Genomic DNA, 14,823 nt, shown 5'->3' with positions numbered 1-14,823 from the left:
CGCTCGGCCAGCCGCATCACCGGGACCAGTCCGGCATGCGCGATCAGATTCGGGTCGTCGAACGCAGCGGAGACCGCCGCCGGAGTATGGGAAACTTTCATCTACGAGGTGCCTTGCTGATTGTGCGTGCTGGAAGCGTCAGAACTCCCATCATCGCAGGTCAGCAGGCACCTCTTCTTGATTCCTTATCCACAGGACGCAGGTCACTCGGTGGATCGAGGCTTAGGGTGAGCGAACACACTCCGCGCCTGGAGAAAGGCCCACCGACGTGTCCGTGTCCGACCTCACCGACAGCCGCGCGGCAACCGACGCCCTGCTGGGGACGCTGAGAGACGGCCGCTGGAGACCGTATGCCGTGGCGCGTTTCGTGGGTCTGGCCGCTGATAGGTCGGTGCGGCAGGCGGCCCGCCGCCCTCGGGCGCTGACCCAGCTCACCGTCCTGCACGGCCTGTTGTTCGTCCTCGCCCGCGATCGCGATCCGGGACGGGGCTGGGTGGCGGCCAACTGGTTGCTCGCAGCCCTGCATCTGGGCCTGCTGGAGCGCCGCGACCGGCTCGCACCGGCCGATGCGCTCACCCTGATCCGTGGCAGTCTCCCCGCCACGGCCCTGGCGTCGTGCCGCTGGTCGGGGGTGGTGGCGATCGGCCTGGACCTGGCCGACGGCCGCCTGGCCCGCCGCCAGGAGACCGTGTCCCCGTTCGGCGACTACGCCGACTCCCTCGCCGATGCCGCCTTCTGGACCTGGCTGGTGCTGCGGCACGAGCCGAGCCGCACGTTGCGGGTTACCGCGATCGCCGCGTGGGCGGTACCGGTCGTCACGGTCACCGCCGTCGCTGTCTGTCGCGGCACCATGCCCGAACGGCCCCGCCCCACGCTGCTGCGCCCGGCCGCCGCCCTGCAGGGCCTCGTCGCCCTGCGCCACCTCCTGCGCCGCCGAGCCGGCGGCACGTGACGCCCCCGGCCCCGTCGGTGTGCGTAGGCGCGACACACAACCGATTCAGGGACGGCGGACCGGAGCACCGTGGTGCACGTCGTCGCCTTCGATACGGAAGCCTGCGGCAGCGGCTTCAGTCGATGCCGCAGAGCGGGCCGGTGATCGTCAGGCCCAGATCGCTGCCGACGTGGGCGATGAGTACGAGGAGCATCAGCGCGACACCGGCCAAGGCCAGGTCCCTGTGTAAGGAACCCTTTTCGAGCTGGCGGGCCTGGGCGTCCGTCTCCTTCCAGAAGCCGTGCATCAGTACCGCGGTGGGGACCAGGAAGACGACCAGCAGCGGGGCGCCCAGGTCGGCCCAGATGCCGAGTGCCGCTGTGAGGAAGAGTGCTGTGAAGAGGACGCGTCCGAGGAGTACCTCGGCGTCCGCCCCTCAGCGCTCCTCACGCTCTTCGCCGGGTGCTCCGGCCGGGCGGGACGCCGCCAGCATCCAGCGCAGGTCCGCGACGCTCGGTGCACCGTCCGTGGTGCCGTCGGCGTGGCGGTAGAGGCGGCACGACAGGCTGGGCCGGGTGCCCGGGACGGCGAACGGGTCGACTCCGTCGAGGAGAAGAGTGGGCGAACCCGTCATGTGCCACCGTGCGGCCGTGGCCTCGTCCGACACCTCGACGAACTCCACCGCCACGGCGTGGACTTCGGATGCGGCCGCGATCCGCTCGCGTACGACCGGCGCGTTCGGGCAGTCCGGAACCGCCAGCACGGTGATCCGTACGCCGGCGTCCCTCGCGTTCATGGCAACACCTCCTGGCTCTTGTGGGGACCGTAGACCTTCCAGCGCACTGGAAGGTCAAGGGCTAGCCTGGAGGCATGCTCATCGGCGACCTCGCCGCCACCAGCGGGCTGACCACGAAGACCATCCGCTTCTACGAGCAGACCGGGCTGCTGCCGGAGCCACCCCGTACCCCGGGCGGCTACCGCGACTACCCGGAGCGGACCACCCAGCGGCTGGCGTTCATCCGTGACGCCCAGGGCGCCGGGCTCACCCTCGCCGAGATCCGCTCCGTCCTGGCGCTGCGCGACGCCGGAGCCTCCCCCTGCACACACGTCACGGCGCTCATCGACCAGCACCTCGCCGATATCGACCGGCGCCTGACCGAACTGCGCCAGACCCGCACGGTGTTGCGCGCACTCGCCGAACGGGCGGCCGCAACCGACCCGGCCGAGTGCAGGGACACCGAAATCTGCCGCATCCTGGCCGGGACGAACAGTGAGCGCCATTACTGAACCGCGCCTTCGCCCGGGCATAACGTTCCGGAGGTGAGGAACCTCCACCGCGCATGACGAGGAGCACAGCAATGCTGCGCGCAGTATGGAACGGCACCGTGATCGCGGAAGCCCCGCGCACCGTGATCGTCGAGGGCAACCACTACTTCCCGCCCGAAGCACTGCACCGCGAGTACTTCACCGAGACCCGCGGCCGGTCGCTGTGCTTCTGGAAGGGGCTCGCCCGCTACTACACCGTCACGGTCGACGGGCGGACCAACCGGCACGCGGCCTGGTACTACCCGCACCCGAGCCCGCTCGCCCGCCGAATCAAGAACCACGTCGCGTTCTGGCAGGGCGTACGGATCGAGGGCGAGCCGGGGGGCACGTCGTGAGCGGCCGCCGCCTGGTCCGGACGGCCGCCTGGACGGCGGCCGGGGCGGCCGTGGCTGTCGGCGGATACGCCGGGCTGGTCAGCGGGGCGCTGCCGGTCGACCTGGGGGTGGGCCGGCGTGTCAGGCCGCTCGGGCCGCAGATCCTGGACATCGCGGCGCCCCGGGACGTGGTCTTCGACGTGATCGCCCAGCCGTACCTGGGGCGTACCACCCGGGCCACGCGGGAGAAGGTCCAGGTGCTGGAGCGCGGCAGCGACATGGTGCTGGCCGCTCACTTCACGCCGCTCGGCGGGCGGTGGAAGGCCGTCACAGTCGAGACGGTACGGTTCAGCCGCCCCGAACGCGTCGGCTTCCGCCTCGTGCGCGGTCCGGTCCCGTACGTCGTCGAGTCGTTCACCCTGACCGAACTGCCCACGGGCACCCGCCTGTTGTACGGAGGGGAGCTGGGCACCGACCTGTGGCGGGCCGGAGCCTGGTGGGGTGGGAAGGTGGCAGCCCGCTGGGAGGCGACCGTCGCCGGATCGCTCGCCTCGGTCAAGGAGGAGGCGGAGCGCAGGTCTGGGCGCTGACGGGCGAGAGCCGTCAGGGTGCCATCGGGCCGGCGAGCGAGGCGAGGGTGGCGGTCACCGTCCTGCCCAGATCATGTGCGTCCGCTCCGGCGCGGGAGCGGAGGTTGACGCCGTAGGCGAGCAGCGCCAACAGGTCGGCGCAGGCGCCGGGGTCGCAGCCGGCGGAGAGCTGCCCCTGGGCACGGGCGGTGCCGAGCGCCGCGCGCATCGCGTCCCGCAGCTCCTGGTGATGCCGGTCCAGGACGGCGCGCACCTCGGGATCACCGCTCTCCGCCCCGGCATGCGCGTTGGAGACCATGCAGCCCCAGCGGGCGTACTCGCCCGAGCAGCGCGCCTCGATCAGGCCGGCGAAGAACTCGGCGATGGCCGGCAGTCCCCGCTCGTCCTCGGCGAGGCGCCGGAACGCCGGCTCGGACCGCATTTCTACGTAGCGGCGCAGCGCGGCGCGGTACAGCTCCTGCTTGCCGCCGAACGTGGCGTACAGGCTGGAGCGGTTGAGCCCGGTCGCGGTGACGACGTCCTGGATGCCGGTCGAGGCGACGCCTTGCCGCCAGAACAGCCGCACCACCGTCTCCAGGGCCGTGTCCGGGTCGAAGTGCTTAATGTCCGGCATACCTCTTACCCCGCCATCTCGAAACGAGGGTTCCAGGATACTTCCGCTCCCGCTATCTTGGAACGGTCGTTCCGAGTTGAGTCGTGACCCAGGAGGACCATCCCTATGACCCTCAACGCCGAGCTGCGCGCCTTCTACGAAGCCCGCCAGCAGCAGATCCCCGCCGAGATCCGGGAGATCATGCGCCGGGCGGGACAGGAACTGGCCGACTCCGGCCAGGCCGACCGCGCCCTGACCGTCGGCGCGCAGGCCCCCCGCTTCACCCTCCCGTCGGCGACCGGGCAGACCCTGTCCCTGGACGACCTGCTGGCCGAGGGCCCGGTCGTGCTGACCTTCTACCGCGGCGCCTGGTGCCCGTACTGCAACATCGCCCTGCGCGCCCTCCAGCAGCATCACGAGGCCATCACCGCTCGCGGCGCCCGCCTGGTGGCCGTCTCCCCACAGATCTCCGACGAGTCCCTGTCCCTGACCGAGAAGCACCAGCTCGCCTTCGACGTGCTCAGCGACGTCGGCTCCGACACCGCCAAGCAGTACGGTCTCGCCTTCGACCTCCCCGACGACCTCGCCGCCGTCTACGACAAGCTCGGCTTCGACCTCCAGCGCGTCAACGCCGGCCACCCGCGCACCCTCCCGCTGCCCGCCACCTACGTCATCGACCGCGCCGGCACCATCCGCTGGGCCTTCGTCGCCACCGACTACAAGGTCCGCGCCGAACCGGCCGACATCCTCGACGCCCTCGACGCCCTGGACTGACCCACCAGGGCGGCGGTCAGCAGCACGAGCGTGAGCGGGTAGAACACCGGCCGCAGGGGGATCAGCATCGGCAGGAGTGCGGCGGCGGTTCCGGTGCCCAGGACGAGCAGGAATGTCGGTACGCAGCAGGCGAAGCCGAGCAGGAACGCCGGGAGCACGCCGAGCAGCCGCGCGTATCCGGTCCGGCGTCCTGGCTGTCGGCAGGAGGCCGCCTGCCGGGCCGCGAAGGCGGCGACCGCGATGTTGCAGCCCACCAGGGCGGCGACGACCGAGCCGAGCAGCAGGTTGACCGGGCTGAGGAACACCGCCAGGTGCTCCGTCGGATGCCACGCGAGCACCGGCTCGAACAGATACGGCGCCCGGGCGTGGAACAGCTGCTCCCAAGCGGTCTGGAACACCGGGGCGCCGGTGAAGCGGCCGGAGGCCGACACCTTGAGATCGCCGATGGAGAACTGGTACGCCACCAGAACGACGGCAGCGGCGATCACTCCGGTCCGCCGGTGGCGGCGTACGGCGAGGGCGGCGCGCACCCGGCGAGGGACGGCCACGGCGGCGGTGACCGTGGCGTCCCAGGCGTCTCCGGCTCTGGCGAGGCCGACCAGGAGCCGGTTCATTGCCGGACCTGGGTGTTCGGGTAGAACGCGTACCAGGCGAACCACATGGAGTCGAGGTGGTCGGCGATCTCCCACGGGTCACCGGCGCCGGCGCGCTGGAGGACCCCGGCGGTGTCGAGCTCGTCGTCCCAGCGCGCTTCGAGCTGTGTGCCCGCGATCTCGGCGCGCACGGTTCCGGTGGTGCGGACGAGGTCCTTGTGGATTGCCAGCCGCTTGTCGCCGGCCCGTACGCCGATCACCACGTCCTTGTCGGGGAATCGGTCGCTGGTGGCCAGTACGGGGAAGAGGGTGCCTCCCTCGGCGTAGTAGCCACTGCGGTCCGGATACGAGTCGTAGGAGCCGTACGGGTCGCTGCCGTAGCTGCGCAGCGCGCCGGTGTCGGTGGACAGCACCTCGGTGTCGGGATGCGCGGTACGCCACTCCTTCCATGTGGTCCACACCAGAGGCACCGTGTCCAGCCGCTTGCCCTTGAGGGGACCGCTGATCGCGGTGCCGAGCAGCTGCGGCCACTCCGAGCCGGTCTGCCGGTCGTACATCAGCAGGTTGGAGTTGACGAGCCGGCCGGTGGTGCCGAACGTCAGCTCCGGCATACCGGGCGGGGCGGAGAACCCGATGACCGTGCCGGTCAGCGGGCAGTAGGTGACGGCGAGGGGTTCGCCGCCGACGGTGTCGTTGACGATCTCGTGCCACACCAGCACCGACTGCGGGTACGCCCGCACCTCGCCCCGGTATTTCAGGCCGAACACCGGATCGTCGTCCGCGAGGAACCCGGCGTCGCGAGCCGACACGAACCGTGGCCGGTCGACGGAGGGGATCCCGTCCTTGCCCGGCCCGCCGGAGACGGCCGCACCGGCCAGCGCCTCCAGCGACGGGTCCTGCCCGGCCCGTTCGGCTGTCACCGGCTCGGACGGACGGTCCGTGACGACCTGCCAGCCGATGGCGCCTCCGCCCACCAGCAGGACGACGACTGCCCCGATCACGCCGGCGCCCTTGATGATCTGCCGCCGGTCCGGCCTGGCACGCTGCTGACCGTTCACCTGGCACCTCCCGACCGCGCGGGATACGGGAAACCGGCAGGAAACCCGGTTCCTTACTGTCGATGGTCTCGCGTATGAGGTGCCGGTTCGGTGAGCGCGCTTACAGTTCTCGGCTCCCGTCCGCGCCTAGCGTGGAGGGCATGGTGCTGCGGATCGTGCTGGGTGCGGTGTATACGGCGATGGCGGCCGGCCAGCTCGCCTCCTTCGGGCGCATGTCCGGGATTCTCGCCGCGTACGGACTGGTGACCGGCGCCGCCGCGACCGCACTGGCCGTGGCACTGATCGCGGGCGAGCTGGTGTGTGGGATCTGGTTCATGGCCCGCCCGCGATCGAACGCGCTCGTCCCGGTGTGGGTGTTCACGGCCGTCTCGATGGTGTGGTCGCTGCTGGCCGTGCAGGCGTACGCACGCGGGCTCACGGTCGCCAACTGCGGCTGCTTCGGCAGCTACCTGTCCCAGCGGCTGAGCTGGTTCGTCCTCGTCCAGGACGCGCTGATGCTGTTCTATGCGGGGCTGCTGCTGCGCGGAGCCTTCAAGGTTCCCGGCTCCTCGGCCGGCAACCTAGAGGAGGCCACTCCTGATGCCCGCATCCCGTGAACGCTCCGCTCTGGGCGAGATGGCGGCAGCCGGGCTCGCCGGACTGCTCATCGTGCTGTGCTGTGCGGGCCCACTGCTTCTTGCCGGAGGGGCGATCAGCGCCGCCGGCGGGGCCCTGCGCAACCCGTGCGCTGATCACCGTGGGAGCAGCGGTGGTACTCGGCGCAGTCGTCCACGTCCTGCGATGCCGGGTCCGCCGTCGCCATGGTGCCCGGCCGGAGGACCGCTGCCCGGCCGTGGCCCAGTCACAGAACGCCGCAGCAGGACGCGGTACTGCCAGGGCCGGGCGCAGGAGCCCGGTCGACATGTGAGTGGAGGAGCCCCGGATGACCCAAACACCCACGCCCCGGCGCAAGATGGACCGCGACGAGGTGTTCGTGGAGTTCACCAAGTCCATCTGCCCCCTGTGCAAAACCCCCGTCGACGCCCAGGTCAACATCCGCGAGAACAAGGTCTACCTGCGCAAACACTGCCGCGATCATGGGCAGTTCGAGGCCCTGGTCTACGGGGACGCCGAGGAGTATCTGTCGTCGGCGCGATTCAACAAACCGGGCACGATCCCGCTCGCCTTCCAGACCGAGGTCAAGGACGGCTGCCCGAGCGACTGCGGACTGTGCCCGGAACACAAGCAGCACGCCTGCCTGGGCATCATCGAGGTCAACACCGGCTGCAACCTGGACTGCCCGATCTGCTTCGCCGACTCCGGCCACCACGGCGACGGCTACTCGATCACCCACGAGCAGTGCGAGCGGATGCTCGACACGTTCGTGGAATCCGAGGGCGAGGCGGAGGTGGTGATGTTCTCCGGCGGGGAGCCCACCATCCACAAGCACATCCTGGACTTCGTCGACCTGGCCCAGACCCGGCCGATCAGGAACGTCACCCTCAACACCAACGGCATCCGCCTTGCCACCGACAAGAACTTCGTCGCCGCACTCGGCAAGCGCAACCGGGTCCCCGGCAGGTCCGTGAACATCTACCTCCAGTTCGACGGCTTCGACGAACGCACCCACCTGGAGATCCGCGGACGGGACCTGCGCACGTTCAAACAACGGGCGCTGGACAACTGCGCCGAGTCCGGGCTCACGGTCACCCTCGTCGCCGCCGTCGAACGCGGCCTGAACGAGCACGAGTTGGGCGCCGTCATCGAGTACGGCATCGACCACCCCGCCGTACGCTCGGTGGCCTTCCAGCCGGTCACCCACTCCGGCCGGCACGTCCCCTTCGACCCGCTGAACCGGCTCACCAACCCCGACGTGATCCGGCTCATCAACGAGCAGCGGCCCGGCTGGTTCCAGAAGGGCGACTTCTTCCCTGTACCCTGCTGCTTCCCCACCTGCCGCTCCATCACCTACCTCCTGGTCGACGGCGAAGCGGGCAACCGCACCGTCGTGCCGATCCCGCGGCTGCTCCACGTCGAGGACTACCTCGACTACGTCACCAACCGCGTCATGCCCGACGCCGGGATCCGCGAGGCTCTGGAGAAGCTCTGGTCGGCGTCCGCGTCCATGGGCACTGCCACCACCGAAGAGCAACTGCGGGCCACCGCCGAGGCGTTGGACTGCGCGGAAGCCTGCGGCATCGACCTCCCACAGGCCGTGAAGGACCTGGGCGACAAGGCGTTCATGATCGTGGTGCAGGACTTCCAGGACCCCTACACCCTCAACGTCAAGCAGCTGATGAAGTGCTGCGTCGAGGAGATCACCCCCGACGGGCGGCTGATCCCGTTCTGCGCCTACAACTCCGTCGGCTACCGCGAACAGGTCCGGGCCCAGATGTCGGGCGTGCCGGTCGCGGACGTGGTACCGAACGCGCTGCCGCTCGCGGACCGGCTCACCCCGACACCGTACGGCTCGAAGACAGCCCGTACCGCGACCGAGGGGAAGCAGTCATGAACAGCGACGAGGTCAAAGCCTGCTGCGCCGACGCCTACGCGAAGGACGTCGTCGCTCTGCTGCTCGGCGACTCCTACCACCCCGGCGGCACCGCCCTGACCCGCCGCCTCACCGACCGCCTCCAACTGACCGCGACCAGCCGGGTCCTGGACGTGGCCTCGGGCCGGGGCACCACCGCGCTCCTGCTCGCCGACGCCTACCGGGTACGGGTGGACGGTGTGGACTACTCGGCCGCCAACACCGCCCTCGCCCAAGGCACGGCGCAGGCGGCCGGGCTGGCAGAACGGGCCGTGTTCGTCACAGGCGACGCGGAGCACCTGCCCTACCCGGACGAGGTGTTCGACGCGGTGGTGTGCGAGTGCGCGCTGTGCACCTTCCCCGACAAGGTCCAGGCCGCGGCCGAGTTCGCCCGTGTCCTGCGCCCGGGCGGCCGGGTCGGCATCACCGACGTGACCACCGTCCCCGACCGGCTGCCGCCCGAGCTGACCGGCCTCGGCGCCCGCATCGCCTGCGTCGCCGACGCCCGCCCCCTGTCCGAGTACGCCGACATCCTGGCCGCTGCCGGACTGCGCACCCTTACCACCGAGCGCCACGACCAGGCCCTGCTCCGCATGATCGACCAGATCGAGGCGCGGCTGAACCTGCTGCGCATCACCGCCCCCGCCCGCCTCGCCGCAGCGGGCGTGGAGCTGACCGCCGCCCCGGCCGTCCTCGCCGCGGCCCGCGCCGCCGTCGCGGACGGCACGCTCGGCTACGCCCTGCTGACCGCCTCGAAGTCCCCCTGAAAGCCGGACCTCTACCGCCGGGTACGTAAGCGCCCTCACATACCTGTACAGGCCCCACGTCCTAGCGTCGGTGACGAGAACAGAAAGGACGAGAACAGAAAGTCGGAAAGTCACCGCACCAGGAGGACGATCATCATGACCACGACCCTGCGCGTTTCCCCGAGCACGGCCGTCATTCCGGTGCATGCGGTGTGGGGTGCCGCGGCCGGTCTGGTCGGCGGCGTCGGTTTCGGCATCTGGATGTCGGTGTCGCGGCCGATGATGGACACCGCGATGATCACCATGGTCGCAGGGCTCCTCGGCTCGACCAACGCCGTCGTCGGCTGGCTGATCCACCTGTCCATCGCGCTCTTCGCCGGCATCGGCTTCGGCGTGCTGCTCGGCGAGTTCGCCCAGCGCCTCGTGCCCGCCGTGGTCCTCGGCCTGGCCTACGGCGCGGTGTGGTGGACTGTCGGCGCTCTGTGGATCATGCCCGCCAACCTGGGCATGCCCGTCTTCGAATGGAACGACGTCACCTCCTCCAGTCTCGGCGGCCACCTCGTCTTCGGCCTCCTGGCCGGCCTCACCTTCTCGCTCGTCGCCCGGGCGGCGGGCAACCGCACCGACCGGACCACCGGATGACGCCGACACCACCAGCGTCAACACCTGATCCCGGCGCACCGCTCCGGGGTACCGAGCCTTTCCTGGGTGCCCCGGACGACTACTGTCTGGCCCACAGCGCGGGCGCGCTGGCCAGCCCGGCGTGGGGCGCCGCACCCCCGCCGTGGGCACCGGGACGACGCGAGGAACCACACCACATGAACCACACCGGTGACAACGCCGACAAGACCTGGTACATCTCCGAGGTCGACATCTTCCGCGACCTGGACGACACGGAAATGGACGCCATCGCCGCCGCGGCCCCGATGAAGACCTACAGCGCCGGAGAACTGCTGTATTCGCCCTCCCAGCCCTCCGAGGTGCTGTTCATCCTCAAGAAGGGCCGGGTGCGGATCTTCCGGGTCTCCGCCGACGGCCGCGCCCTGACCTGCGCGATCATCAGCCCGGGCACCATCTTCGGCGAGATGGTGCTGCTCGGGCAGCGGATGTACGACAATTTCGCCGAGGCCCTCGACGACGTCACCGTCTGCGTGATGAGCCGCGCCGACGTCCACCGCTTCCTGCTGGCCGACGCCCGGATCGCCGCCCGCATCACCGAGATCCTCGGCCGGCGCCTGACCGACCTCGAACAGCGCCTGTCCGACAGCGTCTTCAAGTCCGTGCCGCAGCGCATCGCCACCACCCTGCTGACCCTCGCCGCCGAGACCCGCCCCCGGGTGCTCGGGGCCCGCAGCCCGCAGATCGCGCTCACCCACCAGCAGATCGCCGCCCTGGCCGGCACCTCCCGCGAAACGTGCACCAAAGTGCTGCGCGACTTCGCCGACCAGCACCTGATCCGCCTGGCCCGGGGCCGCATCACCGTCCTCGACCCCGAGCGGCTCACCGACCACGCGGGCTGACGTCACCGAACCGTAAGCACCCACCCCAGTCCAAACCGTCCGGCGCCCGGCCTACAGTTCAGCCGACCCCGACCACCAGGAGCCGTCCCGTCATGCGTGCCCGCCTGATCCTCCCCGGCCTGCTGGCCGCCACCGCGCTCACCCTCGCCGGCTGCGGCGCGGAGAAGACCGCCTCCTCCGGCAGTGCCGCGGAGAAGTCCAGCCCTACAGCCTCCGGCCCCTCCGCGCCGGCGCAGGCAGGGGCAGGCACCGCGGCGGTCCCCAAGGCGCTGCGGTTCACCGGCACGACCGTGGACGGCAAGCCGTTCGACGCGGCCACGCTGGCGGGCAAGCCCACCGTGCTGTGGTTCTGGGCACCGTGGTGCCCCACCTGCAAGGCCCAGGGCCCCGAAACGGCCAAGGTCGCCGACCAGTTCCAGGGCCAGGCGCACGTGATCGGGGTGGCCGGCCTCGACAAGGCGCAGCCAATGAAGGACTTCGTCACCGACACCGGGGTCGGCACCTTCCTGAACCTCTCCGACGAGGCCGGAGACATCTGGAAGAAGTTCGAAATCACCCAGCAGAGCGTCTACGTGATCCTCGACAAGGACGGCAAGACCGTCTTCACCGGCAGCCTCCCGGCCGGCAAGGGCCTCGCCGGCAAAGTCAGCCCGCTCGTCGGCTGAACCGCCATGTCCGACCTGCCGCTGGCCCTCGCCCTGACCGCGGGCATGCTCGCCGCCGTCAACCCCTGCGGCTTCGCCCTCCTGCCCGCCTACCTCTCCTTGCTCGTCCTGGGCGACGACTCCCCCACCCGCACGGCCGCCATCCGCCGCGCGCTCGCCGCCACCGTGGCCATGACCGCCGGATTCGCCACCGTGTTCGCCCTGTTCGGACTCGCCATCGCCCCCGCCGCGAGCCAGGTCCAACAACACCTGCCCTGGTTTACCATCGCCTTCGGCCTCCTGCTCGCCGGAGCCGGCGCCTGGCTGCTGACCGGACGCGACCTGCCCGCCCTGCTGCCCAAACTCCGCCGCGCTCCCACCGTCACCCGCTCCGCCGCGTCGATGGTCCTGTTCGGCGCCGCCTACGCCATCGCCTCCCTCGGCTGCACCATCGCCCCCTTCCTCGCCATCGTCGTCTCCGCATTCCGCAGCGGATCCACCCTCGACGGCATCACCCTGTTCACCACGTACGCGGCCGGCATGGGCCTGATCGTCGGCGCCGCCGCCCTGTCCGTCGCCATCACCCGCACCGCCCGCGTCACCGGCCTGCGCCGCCTCGGCTCGCTCGCCTCCCGCACCGGCGGCGCCTTGATCCTCCTCGTCGGCGCCTACGTCGCCCACTACGGCTGGTACGAGATCCGCGTCCAGAACAACCCGGCCACCCAGGACCCGGTCATTGACACCGCCGGCACGATCCAGCGCGCCCTCGCCGACGCTCTGGACACCATCGGCCCCGGAGTCATCGCCGCCCTCCTCGCCGCGCTGCTGACCGGGGGCGTAGTCTTGCGCCGCCGGCGTCCCGGCACTCCCCGCCAAGCCCCCGCCGACCCCGGCAACGCACCTGCTCCGTAAGGCGGAACGGCGCGACAAGAGCCGCGTGGGCGTACCGGCCTTCACCGCCTTGCGGCGGTCACCCCAGAACGCCACCTGAACGGATGTCAAGGGCAGGGTCGTCACCGTCCCGCCCCTGACGCTACTCATCCGGCTCGGGCAGCTGGTCATGGGTGCGCAACAGGTGTTCGATGCGCTGGCGTTGATCTACTCTTCTGTCGCTGTCCGTCAAGCGAGAGTGAAGTAGCGAAGCCAGCTCAGCTCCGGGCTCGGGTGTCCTTGACTCCGGCCAGGACAAACAACCCGCCAGCAAAGGCGAAGCACCCGATACCGAAAGCCATGCCGACCATGACCGCCTCGTACGAGGCATTCGCCAGCCGAGGCACTCCGTTGGCCAGCGTGCCCGTATACAGGCACAGCAATCCGTAGGCGCGCGGTCGCAGGCCGCCCGTGTGCTTGCGCATCCACGGCGGGACCCATCCGCGCAGGACCGCAATCGCCAGCGGCAGCAGGAACACACTGGAGATCGCCAGAGCGATGCAGTGATACAGCGGTTTGCCGTCCACAAGCCACCCCCTCTTCCTCACGATCGCCCATGCAAGTCCGCCACCTCACACCCGAACTCACCTTCGGCAACGGTGAGACCCTGCTGCTCCGCTCGCTGCTGCCCGACTACCTCACCGGGCGGCGCCTGACCGAATTCGACGTCGACGGTGAGATCCGCGTCGTGGAGGTCACCCGCGCGGGCCGCTCGCTCGTACCCGCGCACAGCACCCCGGCCGAGCCCGGCGACCTGGTCACCTTCGCCGTCGCCGCCACCGCGCTCGGCAGACTGCGCGGCTTCCTGGACAAGGAGCTGGGGACATGAAGGCTCTCATCGCCGGCGCGGGACGCCTGGGCACCCAGATCGCCCGGGTGCTCGCTGCCGCCCGCAACGACGTGACCCTCGTCGATGTCGACGAGGACCGCATCGCCGAACTCGAAGGCCATCTCCCCGTACGCCTCCTGGCCGGCGACGCCTGCGAACCCACCTTCCTCGAGCACGCCGGTGCACTCACCGCAGACCTGGTCATCGCCGCCACCGGAAACGACGAGGACAACCTCGTCATCAGCCTCCTCGCCAAGCGGCAGTTCACCGTCGCCCGCGTCGCGGCACGCGTCAACGAAGCGGAAAACGCCTGGCTCTTCGACCAGAACTGGGGAGTCGACACCGCGGTCCCCGCCGCCACCCCCCTGATCTCCCTCATCGAGGAAGCCACCGGCGCCACCGACACCGTCGCCCTGCTGCGCCTGAGCAAGGCGGGCGTCGACGTCATCGAAACCGCCATCACGCCGCAGTCCCGCGCCGCGGGGTGCACGCTCGCCGAGATCCCCCTTCCCGCAGGCACCGTCATCGCGACCGTCATCCGCGGCGGCCAACCCACTGTCCCCGCCCCAGAGATGCGGCTGCAGGCCGGTGACGAACTCCTCGTCGTCTCCCACGCCGCCACCGAACAGGAGATCCACACCGCATTCCAGTGACGGTCGTCCTCTCAGCCGAGTGTGGCCAGGTGGTCAGGGAGACGTGCAGACCGCCTGGACGAAAGGGCCCACTCCCGGAACCCACGGCGTCCGTGCGCGGGCGCCGCGCGGCATCTTCGGGTTCAGCGTGTCGTTCAGCGGGCATCGGCCGGCAGATTGCCTGGTCGCAGAGATGCGAAGCCTCCTCAGTACGCCGATCCCGATGGCTACGGCGACGCTCATGGCGTTCTCCTCTGCAGCGGGTCGTCGTCCCGGTCGTCGCGACTGTGACCGCCGTGCATGTCCTGACCGTGCATGCCGCGCATCATGAAGAACATCATCAACGGGCAGGCGACCACGAGCGCGAGCCGGACAAGGCTCTCCAGCGAGCCACCGACCATCAGGGCTCCGACGACGACGATCGCGTACATGCCGTAGTTGCGCTTGTCCATCGCGAGCCTCCTCCAGGTGAGCAGAGGCTGCCGGTGCCGCCCGCTTTCAGGGTTTGGTGAGAGGGCCGGCATGCAGGACGTTCAGTCGGCGCCGGTACTCCTCTTCGTCGATCTCCCCGCGGGCGAACCGCTCCCCGAGGACCTGCTCGGGTGTATGCGGCACGGCGGGGGCGTGGGTGTGCTCATGGGGGCGGTTGACGGCGCGGAACAGCACGACAGCCGCAGTGATGATCAGTGCCCAGAAAAGGATCATGCTGGCGGACATCGCGAACCAGCCCCATCCACTGACGTCGTGCCCGTACCAGAACATCGCCATTCACCTGCTTCGGATCGTTCGGCCACCGGGTGCGGGACCGGAGGTCCGGCACCCTGAAGGAGCCTGT

General features: G+C 70.2%; 21 protein-coding genes and 1 pseudogene. 14 read left to right on the top strand and 8 right to left on the bottom strand.

Annotated elements, in window-relative coordinates; all coding sequences use genetic code 11:
- The first annotated feature begins 274 nt into the window (after positions 1 to 274).
- Positions 275 to 952 carry a CDP-alcohol phosphatidyltransferase family protein gene (locus tag ACTWQR_RS41055; protein ID WP_443232352.1) on the top strand — a complete coding sequence of 226 codons (678 nt, stop codon included), beginning with the start codon at positions 275 to 277 and terminating at the stop codon, positions 950 to 952.
- A 115-nt stretch (positions 953 to 1,067) separates the two neighbouring features.
- Here ACTWQR_RS41055 and ACTWQR_RS41050 read toward each other — a convergent pair whose 3' ends face one another.
- Complete coding sequence (locus ACTWQR_RS41050; protein ID WP_443232351.1) at positions 1,068 to 1,238, bottom strand: hypothetical protein; 171 nt, start codon at positions 1,236 to 1,238, stop codon at positions 1,068 to 1,070.
- Positions 1,239 to 1,367: 129 nt separating this feature from the next.
- Positions 1,368 to 1,727 (bottom strand): hypothetical protein, encoded by a 360-nt coding sequence (locus ACTWQR_RS41045; protein WP_443232350.1) that lies wholly within the window; start codon positions 1,725 to 1,727, stop codon positions 1,368 to 1,370.
- A gap of 74 nt (positions 1,728 to 1,801) precedes the next feature.
- Between ACTWQR_RS41045 and ACTWQR_RS41040 the strand changes: the two genes are divergently transcribed.
- The 3 genes from ACTWQR_RS41040 (at position 1,802) to ACTWQR_RS41030 (ending at position 3,161) form a co-directional block, all read left to right on the top strand.
- Positions 1,802 to 2,218 (top strand): heavy metal-responsive transcriptional regulator, encoded by a 417-nt coding sequence (locus tag ACTWQR_RS41040; protein WP_443232349.1) that lies wholly within the window; start codon positions 1,802 to 1,804, stop codon positions 2,216 to 2,218.
- A gap of 71 nt (positions 2,219 to 2,289) precedes the next feature.
- Positions 2,290 to 2,592: a DUF427 domain-containing protein gene (locus ACTWQR_RS41035; RefSeq protein ID WP_443232348.1), complete on the top strand. Its 303-nt coding sequence runs from the start codon at positions 2,290 to 2,292 to the stop codon at positions 2,590 to 2,592.
- Positions 2,589 to 3,161, top strand: coding sequence for an SRPBCC family protein (locus tag ACTWQR_RS41030; RefSeq protein WP_443232347.1), 573 nt, complete (start codon positions 2,589 to 2,591; stop codon positions 3,159 to 3,161). Before ACTWQR_RS41035 ends, ACTWQR_RS41030 begins: the two co-directional genes overlap by 4 nt.
- 13 nt (positions 3,162 to 3,174) lie before the next feature.
- Here ACTWQR_RS41030 and ACTWQR_RS41025 read toward each other — a convergent pair whose 3' ends face one another.
- Entirely contained in the window at positions 3,175 to 3,774 is a 600-nt protein-coding gene (locus ACTWQR_RS41025; RefSeq protein ID WP_443232346.1) for a TetR/AcrR family transcriptional regulator, read from the bottom strand.
- Between the two features lie 105 nt (positions 3,775 to 3,879).
- Here ACTWQR_RS41025 and ACTWQR_RS41020 point away from each other — a divergent pair, with 105 nt between their 5' ends.
- Positions 3,880 to 4,527, top strand: coding sequence for a peroxiredoxin-like family protein (locus ACTWQR_RS41020; protein ID WP_443232345.1), 648 nt, complete (start codon positions 3,880 to 3,882; stop codon positions 4,525 to 4,527).
- On the opposite strand, the gene ACTWQR_RS41015 is transcribed toward ACTWQR_RS41020, so the two are convergent.
- Both ACTWQR_RS41015 and ACTWQR_RS41010 read right to left on the bottom strand, forming a co-directional pair.
- The gene (locus ACTWQR_RS41015) at positions 4,470 to 5,141 is read right to left on the bottom strand and encodes a hypothetical protein (RefSeq protein WP_443232344.1); all 672 of its coding nucleotides are present in this window, start codon (positions 5,139 to 5,141) and stop codon (positions 4,470 to 4,472) included. The two genes, ACTWQR_RS41020 and ACTWQR_RS41015, sit on opposite strands and share 58 nt — an antisense overlap.
- Positions 5,138 to 6,178: a DUF3179 domain-containing protein gene (locus ACTWQR_RS41010; RefSeq protein WP_443232343.1), complete on the bottom strand. Its 1,041-nt coding sequence runs from the start codon at positions 6,176 to 6,178 to the stop codon at positions 5,138 to 5,140. Before ACTWQR_RS41010 ends, ACTWQR_RS41015 begins: the two co-directional genes overlap by 4 nt.
- A 140-nt stretch (positions 6,179 to 6,318) precedes the next feature.
- Here ACTWQR_RS41010 and ACTWQR_RS41005 point away from each other — a divergent pair, with 140 nt between their 5' ends.
- The 7 genes from ACTWQR_RS41005 to ACTWQR_RS40975 all read left to right on the top strand — a co-directional run bounded on the left by ACTWQR_RS41005 (position 6,319) and on the right by ACTWQR_RS40975 (position 12,509).
- Positions 6,319 to 6,774 carry a MauE/DoxX family redox-associated membrane protein gene (locus ACTWQR_RS41005; RefSeq protein ID WP_443232342.1) on the top strand — a complete coding sequence of 152 codons (456 nt, stop codon included), beginning with the start codon at positions 6,319 to 6,321 and terminating at the stop codon, positions 6,772 to 6,774.
- Positions 6,775 to 7,100: 326 nt separating this feature from the next.
- Positions 7,101 to 8,669, top strand: coding sequence for a radical SAM protein (locus ACTWQR_RS41000; protein ID WP_443232341.1), 1,569 nt, complete (start codon positions 7,101 to 7,103; stop codon positions 8,667 to 8,669).
- On the top strand, positions 8,666 to 9,454 hold the full coding sequence (locus ACTWQR_RS40995) for a class I SAM-dependent methyltransferase (protein ID WP_443232340.1): 789 nt from the start codon (positions 8,666 to 8,668) through the stop codon (positions 9,452 to 9,454). The genes ACTWQR_RS41000 and ACTWQR_RS40995 overlap by 4 nt, the downstream gene beginning before the upstream one ends.
- Positions 9,455 to 9,589: 135 nt before the next feature.
- Entirely contained in the window at positions 9,590 to 10,075 is a 486-nt protein-coding gene (locus ACTWQR_RS40990; RefSeq protein WP_443232339.1) for a hypothetical protein, read from the top strand.
- A 176-nt stretch (positions 10,076 to 10,251) separates the two neighbouring features.
- Positions 10,252 to 10,953: a Crp/Fnr family transcriptional regulator gene (locus ACTWQR_RS40985; protein WP_443232338.1), complete on the top strand. Its 702-nt coding sequence runs from the start codon at positions 10,252 to 10,254 to the stop codon at positions 10,951 to 10,953.
- 92 nt (positions 10,954 to 11,045) lie between these two features.
- Positions 11,046 to 11,618: a redoxin domain-containing protein gene (locus ACTWQR_RS40980; RefSeq protein ID WP_443232337.1), complete on the top strand. Its 573-nt coding sequence runs from the start codon at positions 11,046 to 11,048 to the stop codon at positions 11,616 to 11,618.
- 6 nt (positions 11,619 to 11,624) lie between these two features.
- A complete protein-coding gene (locus tag ACTWQR_RS40975; protein WP_443232336.1) occupies positions 11,625 to 12,509 on the top strand; it encodes a cytochrome c biogenesis CcdA family protein in 885 nt (294 codons plus the stop codon).
- 236 nt (positions 12,510 to 12,745) lie between these two features.
- Here the strand turns inward: ACTWQR_RS40975 and ACTWQR_RS40970 are convergent, their stop codons facing one another.
- Positions 12,746 to 13,054, bottom strand: coding sequence for a hypothetical protein (locus ACTWQR_RS40970; protein WP_443232335.1), 309 nt, complete (start codon positions 13,052 to 13,054; stop codon positions 12,746 to 12,748).
- Positions 13,055 to 13,092: 38 nt separating this feature from the next.
- Between ACTWQR_RS40970 and ACTWQR_RS40965 the strand changes: the two are divergent.
- Positions 13,093 to 13,356: pseudogene (locus tag ACTWQR_RS40965) on the top strand (TrkA family potassium uptake protein); the annotation flags it as partial.
- The gene (locus tag ACTWQR_RS40960) at positions 13,353 to 14,009 is read left to right on the top strand and encodes a potassium channel family protein (RefSeq protein WP_443232334.1); all 657 of its coding nucleotides are present in this window, start codon (positions 13,353 to 13,355) and stop codon (positions 14,007 to 14,009) included. The pseudogene ACTWQR_RS40965 and the gene ACTWQR_RS40960, both read left to right, overlap by 4 nt.
- A 218-nt stretch (positions 14,010 to 14,227) precedes the next feature.
- Here the strand turns inward: ACTWQR_RS40960 and ACTWQR_RS40955 are convergent, their stop codons facing one another.
- Entirely contained in the window at positions 14,228 to 14,440 is a 213-nt protein-coding gene (locus tag ACTWQR_RS40955; protein ID WP_443232333.1) for a DUF2933 domain-containing protein, read from the bottom strand.
- A gap of 46 nt (positions 14,441 to 14,486) precedes the next feature.
- Complete coding sequence (locus ACTWQR_RS40950) at positions 14,487 to 14,756, bottom strand: SHOCT domain-containing protein (RefSeq protein WP_443232332.1); 270 nt, start codon at positions 14,754 to 14,756, stop codon at positions 14,487 to 14,489.
- Positions 14,757 to 14,823: the final 67 nt, after the last annotated feature.

This window comes from Streptomyces sp. 2A115, assembly GCF_052245575.1.
GTDB lineage: Bacteria > Actinomycetota > Actinomycetes > Streptomycetales > Streptomycetaceae > Streptomyces.
The sequence above is the reverse complement of the archived record's forward strand: the minus strand, read 5'-3'. Positions and strand labels throughout refer to the sequence as shown.

Excerpts from the sequence above, each read along its gene's own strand:
- ACTWQR_RS40980 (WP_443232337.1), top strand. The coding sequence starts at position 11,046 with ATGCGTGCCCGCCTGATCCTCCCCGGCCTGCTGGCCGCCACCGCGCTC.
- ACTWQR_RS41050 (WP_443232351.1), bottom strand. The coding sequence starts at position 1,238 with ATGCACGGCTTCTGGAAGGAGACGGACGCCCAGGCCCGCCAGCTCGAA.
- ACTWQR_RS41020 (WP_443232345.1), top strand. The coding sequence starts at position 3,880 with ATGACCCTCAACGCCGAGCTGCGCGCCTTCTACGAAGCCCGCCAGCAG.
- ACTWQR_RS40985 (WP_443232338.1), top strand. The coding sequence starts at position 10,252 with ATGAACCACACCGGTGACAACGCCGACAAGACCTGGTACATCTCCGAG.
- ACTWQR_RS41005 (WP_443232342.1), top strand. The coding sequence starts at position 6,319 with ATGGTGCTGCGGATCGTGCTGGGTGCGGTGTATACGGCGATGGCGGCC.
- ACTWQR_RS40960 (WP_443232334.1), top strand. The coding sequence starts at position 13,353 with ATGAAGGCTCTCATCGCCGGCGCGGGACGCCTGGGCACCCAGATCGCC.
- ACTWQR_RS40990 (WP_443232339.1), top strand. The coding sequence starts at position 9,590 with ATGACCACGACCCTGCGCGTTTCCCCGAGCACGGCCGTCATTCCGGTG.
- ACTWQR_RS41025 (WP_443232346.1), bottom strand. The coding sequence starts at position 3,774 with ATGCCGGACATTAAGCACTTCGACCCGGACACGGCCCTGGAGACGGTG.
- ACTWQR_RS40950 (WP_443232332.1), bottom strand. The coding sequence starts at position 14,756 with ATGGCGATGTTCTGGTACGGGCACGACGTCAGTGGATGGGGCTGGTTC.
- ACTWQR_RS40975 (WP_443232336.1), top strand. The coding sequence starts at position 11,625 with ATGTCCGACCTGCCGCTGGCCCTCGCCCTGACCGCGGGCATGCTCGCC.
- ACTWQR_RS41045 (WP_443232350.1), bottom strand. The coding sequence starts at position 1,727 with ATGAACGCGAGGGACGCCGGCGTACGGATCACCGTGCTGGCGGTTCCG.
- ACTWQR_RS40995 (WP_443232340.1), top strand. The coding sequence starts at position 8,666 with ATGAACAGCGACGAGGTCAAAGCCTGCTGCGCCGACGCCTACGCGAAG.
- ACTWQR_RS40955 (WP_443232333.1), bottom strand. The coding sequence starts at position 14,440 with ATGGACAAGCGCAACTACGGCATGTACGCGATCGTCGTCGTCGGAGCC.
- ACTWQR_RS41035 (WP_443232348.1), top strand. The coding sequence starts at position 2,290 with ATGCTGCGCGCAGTATGGAACGGCACCGTGATCGCGGAAGCCCCGCGC.
- ACTWQR_RS41000 (WP_443232341.1), top strand. The coding sequence starts at position 7,101 with ATGACCCAAACACCCACGCCCCGGCGCAAGATGGACCGCGACGAGGTG.
- ACTWQR_RS41040 (WP_443232349.1), top strand. The coding sequence starts at position 1,802 with ATGCTCATCGGCGACCTCGCCGCCACCAGCGGGCTGACCACGAAGACC.
- ACTWQR_RS41015 (WP_443232344.1), bottom strand. The coding sequence starts at position 5,141 with ATGAACCGGCTCCTGGTCGGCCTCGCCAGAGCCGGAGACGCCTGGGAC.